Here is a 4,962-nt window from a genome sequence, read left to right as displayed (position 1 = left end):
CGAACGTACTCCGCACTCTGGACGCGACAGGGCCCGCGAAGGACGCCCGGAGCACCGGGCACCCTGGGTGCCTCAACGCTGCGTCGGCTGATGTCGCATACGCGGCCCACCGCTCTGGAACGAGTGGCGTGGGGGTGGCCGAAAACCTGCTGTTCACATTATTCGGTCGAGTCCCCGCCTGCCATGCTCACGCCCCCCCGCGCATGAACGGAAAGGGCTCGCCATCTCCCCCAGGGGCCGGACAGGCCATGAGGCCCCGCCATGAGGCTCTGGAGACCGATGCGTGAAACAACGTGTCTCACGCACCGTCCCAGAACCTGAGGAGTCGGGCCCCGCGAGGAAGGTCAGTGACCCGCGGAGCCGGGCGGCTCGACGCGTTCCACCTGCTGCTGGACGGCGGAATCGGAGGCGACGTCGGCCCCCAGCTGCACGTACGACAGCAGGTAGGTGCGGCCCACCGTGGGGCCCGTGGCCGCCGCCGTGCGCGCCAGGGCGTCGCGCCGGGCCTGGAAGGAGGCCAGCGTCTCCTGGAGCGAGCGGCGCGTGGCCTCGTCCTTCTCCGCCTTGAGGCGCTCGCTCACCCGCGCGATGTTCGCCTCCACGAGCTTCTGGCTCTCGCGGGCGCGGTTCGACTCGGACAGGTCGGTGAAGGGGCCGGTGCCCTCCACGGACACCTCCAGCTTCGCGACCTGCCGGCCCCGCTCGCCGGGAGGCACCAACGTGGACACACCCTGGCGCTGCGCCATGCCCACGCCCCGGCCGTCGTGCGACTGGACGACGAAGTCCACGCCGTCCGCGCCCTGCGCGAGCCGCACCGCCTCCACGTAGGGCACCGCCGCCAGCACCACCACCAGGTCCACCTGCTCCTTCTCACGCAGGCGCTTCACCTCGGCCGCCACCGCCGGCTGCACGGGCTGCCCCTGGATGCCCGCGGGCAGCACGGCGGAACCATCCGCCCCGGCCGCCGGGACCTTGGGGTCCGCGGACGCGGGCGACACGCCGACGATGCCCACCTTCAGGCCTCCCGCGGTCGTCACCACCGACGCGGGGAAGAGGCGCTGGCCCTTGGCGTCCACGAGGTTCGCGGACAGCAGCTTGAGCTTCGCGCCCTTCGTCTTCTTCTTCAGGAAGTCCACGCCCAGCACGAGGTCGCGCTGGCCCACGGCCATGGCCGTGTAGCCCTGCGCTCCCAGTTGCTCCAGCAGCAGCCCCGCGCGCAGCTTCGCCGTCGGGTCCTGGCCGTCCGCCAGACTCTTGAAGAGCGCATTGCCCGCATCCAGCGCGAGCACGGGCACGCCCCTGGCGCGCTCCTGATTCAGGACCGTCTTTCGTCTGGCCAGACCGCCAGACGGGTTGTGGCGTCAACCACAGGGGGCGATTTCGCCCCCATTGTCTCCCGTGAAGAGCAGCACGAGCTTCTTCGGCGCGGCGCCCGCCACCAGCGGCAGGAGCAGCAGCCCGAGCGCGGCCAACCGGCGGGGGCTCACTTCTTCCCCTTCTTCGGCGCGGGCGCGGCCTTCTTGTCCAGCTCCGCCAGCTTCGTCTTGGCCGCCTTCGCGGCGTCCGACTTGGGGTAGCTCTTCACCAGCTCCTCCAGCGCGAGCTTCGACTCTTCCTTCATCTTCAGCTTCTGGAAGCAGTCGGAGGAGCGCAGGTACGCGTCCGGCGCGGAGGCCGTCTTCGGGTAGTCCTGCACCACCTTGCCGTACTCGAAGAGGGCCTCGCGGCACTTGGCTTCCGTGAAGTACGTCTCACCCAGGCCGAAGTGCGCCTCGCCCACGAGCGAGTCCTTGGCCCACTTCTTCAAGAACTCGTTGTACAGCTGGCGGGCCACCAGCACGTCCCCGGCCTTGGACTTCTCCTGCGCGAGCGCGAGGAACTCCTTCTTCTCCGTGGGGCGCTGGAGCTCCTCTGCCTTCTTCTTCGCCTCGGCTTCCTTCACCGCTTCGGAGCCCTGGAGCGCCAGGAGCCGCTGGTTGGTCTCCTCGGTGTTCTTGCCGAGCGCCGCCTCCAGCTCGCCAATCTTGTAGAGGTACGTCTCCACCTGTCCGCGCAGCTGCGACAGGTCCTCCACCGTCTTCTGGAACTGCACGCCGATGTCCGCGTCCTTGCGGCGCGCGGCGGTGTCCAGGCTCTGCAGGGCCTGGGTCACCTGGGCGACCTTCTCGTCGATCTTCGGCAGGGTGGCGACGAGCTGCGAGCGCGCCTCCTTCAGCTCCGCTTCGAGCCGGGCGTTGTCCGCCCCCAGCTTGTCCACCTTGGCTTCGAGGGCACGGCCCCGGTCGGCGGGGTAGAAACATCCGGGAACGGCGGCGGTCAACAGGGCGAAGAGAACGAGCCTGCGCATGGGGCCGGCATCCTAGGTCCAAAGCCCTCCGCGCGCCGCTTCTGTTTGTCTCCCGGCACCGTCCAGGCGGGCGGCCTGCCCCCTGCCTTCAACGGGGGCTTGCGCCCTCCAGGCGCTCCACGGCCCTGGCGCAGGCCACCCGGAGCCGGGCCAGGTTCAGGAAGAAGGGCACCACCCGCGCCCGGCCGGAGTCCACCGCGTCCCGCGCGCGGCGGTACTCGACCATCGCCGCGCGCTACCTCCTGGGGATGCTGCTGGAGCAGTGCGGCCGTCCCGACGGGGCGGAGGGGCTGGCTCGGCCGGCGCCTCCACGCGCACGTAGAAGAAGGCCTGCTCACAGGGCAGCAGCCGCAGCTCCGGCGGAACCTGGAGCAGGGGCTCCGTGGCCGACAGCACGAGCACGCCGCCGGGGGCGAGCCGCTCGCTCAGGCTGCGCACCGTGCGCTGGAAGGCCTCCGGGGTGAAGTAGATGAGGACGTTGCGGCAGAAGATGACGTCGAACCCGCCGTCCGCTTCCGGATACGGCGTCTCCATCAGGTTGTGGCAGCGGAACTCGGCCTGCGTGCGCAGCGCCTCCACCAGCACCTGACGTCCGGCGCGGGGCTCGAAGTAGCGCGTGTGCAGCGCCTCCGGGACGCGTCGCAGCGCGTCCGAGGGGAAGCTCAGCGCACGCGCCCGGGCGAGCGCCGGTTCGGAGATGTCCGTGCCCAGCACCCGGCTTCCGGGGTCCGCGCCCTCCTGCGCCAGGAGCACGAGCAGCGTGGCCACCTCCTCGCCGGCGGCGCACCCCGCGCTCCATATCCGCAGCGGCCGCTTCGAGCGCTGCACCCGGGGCGACAGCACGTGCTCGCGGAAGGCGGCGAGCTGCACGTCATCCCGGAACAGCTCCGAGGTGTGCACCGCCACCGCGCCCACCAGCCGCGCCAGGTCCGCCGCGCCGCCCTCCGTTCGCAGGTGCGCCACCACCTGCTCCGCGGACCCCGGAGGGCCCAGGGCCTCCAGGCGCGCGTCCAGCCGCCGCCGCTGGGCCACGCTCAGCGCCATGCCCGTATGCGCTGACAGGAACGCGTGCACGGGAGCCCAGCGCTCGGAAGGGGACGTCACGGCACCCGCTCAGCGCCCCGCGGGCAGGGACTCTCCGCGCGCCAGCCGCGCCAGCGTGGCCGCGACGTCGTCGCCGTGGATGAGGTGGTCCACCGCCTTGCGCTCCACCGCCGCGCCAGGCATGCCGAACACCACGCAGGACTCCTCGTTCTGCGCGAGCGCCAGACCTCCGGCCTGCTTGATGGCCAAGAGCCCGTCCGCCCCGTCCGCGCCCATGCCCGTGAGCACGACGCCCACCGCGCGCCGGCCGTACGTCTTGGCCACGCTCTCCAGCAGCATGGTGCCGCTGGGCATGTGCCCGTCGCGCTCCACGCCGGGCTTGAGCACCACGCGCCCGCGCAGCGGCACGAGCGTGTGCTGGTCCGGCGGCGCCACGAGCACCAGCCCCGGCGCCAGCGTGTCGCCGTCCTGGGCGAGCCGCACCTTGAGCTTGCTCGCGTTGGCGAGCCAGCTGGCCAGCGACTCCGAGAAGGCCGCGTTGATGTGCTGCACGATGACGATGGGCGCCGGGAAGTCCGCCGGCAGCTCCGACAGCATCCGGTAGAGCACCTGCGGGCCGCCGGTGCTGGCGGCCACCGCCACGATGCCCATGGAGACCGCGGGCAGCACCGCCGTGGGGTGCGGCGTCCCCGTCTGGATGCGCTTGGGGCCGCGCACGTGGCGGATGACGCGCACCGAGGAGATGAGCTTCACCTCCTTGGTGAGGTTCCACGCGTCCGCGCCCGCGTCGATGGAGGGCTTTATCTGCAGCGCCAGCGCGCCCAGCTCCAGCGCGCGGTAGGTGAGCGCGGGGGCCTGCGAGCGCGGGTCGCCCGTCAGCACCAGGATGGGCGTGGGGCACTCGGCCATGATGTGCTCCACGGCCGTGAGCCCGTCCATGACGGGCATGTCCACGTCCATGGTGATGACGTGCGGGCGCAGCTCCTTCGTGAGGGCAACGGCTTCCAGGCCGTTCGCCGCGGTGCCGACGACCTGGACATCCGGGTCGTCGCTCAACGCCGCGCTGATGAGCTGTCGGCAGATGAGCGAGTCATCGACCACCAGCACCGACACTTTCTTGCCCATGGACGTTCCATACCCCGTACGCGCGACGGGGAGTATAGCAATGCGCGTGGAGTCCCTGGGACGCTCGGCGCAAATCCAGCGCCCGGCTTCAGGCCAGGAGCCGGCCCACCACGTCCACCAGGTCCTGCCGGACGAGGTCCCCCTTGGTGATGTAGCCGTCCGCCCCGGCCGCCAGCCCTCGCGCCCGGTCCGCCTCCCCTCCCCGGGTGGTGAGGATGACGACAGGCAGGCGAGCTCGGGTGGGATCGCTCTTCAGGCGCCGGGTCAGCTCCACGCCGTCCATTTCCGGCATCTCCAGGTCGGTGACGACCAGCTCCACCGGGGGGCCGTCCTGCCCCAGCAGCTCCAACGCCCCGTTGCCGTCCGGCGCCCGGAGCGTGTCGTACCCCACCGCCTCCAGCAGGTTGGCCACCAGTTCGCGCGTCAGGGGCGAGTCGTCCACCACG

The 4,962-nt window shown here is 71.5% G+C and carries 6 protein-coding genes; all 6 read right to left on the bottom strand.

Annotated features, from left to right (window positions below; all coding sequences use genetic code 11):
• Positions 1 to 344: 344 nt before the first annotated feature.
• Positions 345 to 1,289, bottom strand: a complete 945-nt coding sequence (locus D7X12_RS07300) for a bifunctional UDP-sugar hydrolase/5'-nucleotidase (RefSeq protein ID WP_120624554.1) — start codon at positions 1,287 to 1,289, stop codon at positions 345 to 347.
• A gap of 72 nt (positions 1,290 to 1,361) precedes the next feature.
• Complete coding sequence (locus D7X12_RS44955; RefSeq protein WP_279637155.1) at positions 1,362 to 1,487, bottom strand: hypothetical protein; 126 nt, start codon at positions 1,485 to 1,487, stop codon at positions 1,362 to 1,364.
• The gene (locus tag D7X12_RS07295) at positions 1,484 to 2,347 is read right to left on the bottom strand and encodes a tetratricopeptide repeat protein (protein WP_120624539.1); all 864 of its coding nucleotides are present in this window, start codon (positions 2,345 to 2,347) and stop codon (positions 1,484 to 1,486) included. The genes D7X12_RS44955 and D7X12_RS07295 overlap by 4 nt, the downstream gene beginning before the upstream one ends.
• Positions 2,348 to 2,503: 156 nt before the next feature.
• Positions 2,504 to 3,451 carry a CheR family methyltransferase gene (locus tag D7X12_RS07290; protein WP_120624538.1) on the bottom strand — a complete coding sequence of 316 codons (948 nt, stop codon included), beginning with the start codon at positions 3,449 to 3,451 and terminating at the stop codon, positions 2,504 to 2,506.
• A gap of 9 nt (positions 3,452 to 3,460) precedes the next feature.
• Complete coding sequence (gene cheB, locus D7X12_RS07285; protein WP_120624537.1) at positions 3,461 to 4,516, bottom strand: chemotaxis-specific protein-glutamate methyltransferase CheB; 1,056 nt, start codon at positions 4,514 to 4,516, stop codon at positions 3,461 to 3,463.
• An 88-nt stretch (positions 4,517 to 4,604) separates the two neighbouring features.
• On the bottom strand, positions 4,605 to 4,962 hold a 358-nt coding region (locus D7X12_RS07280), incomplete at its 5' end, for a response regulator (RefSeq protein WP_147443556.1).

This window comes from Corallococcus sicarius (assembly GCF_003611735.1).
GTDB lineage: Bacteria > Myxococcota > Myxococcia > Myxococcales > Myxococcaceae > Corallococcus > Corallococcus sicarius.
Note: the sequence above shows the minus strand (reverse complement) of the source record. Positions and strands in the feature narration are given on the sequence as shown.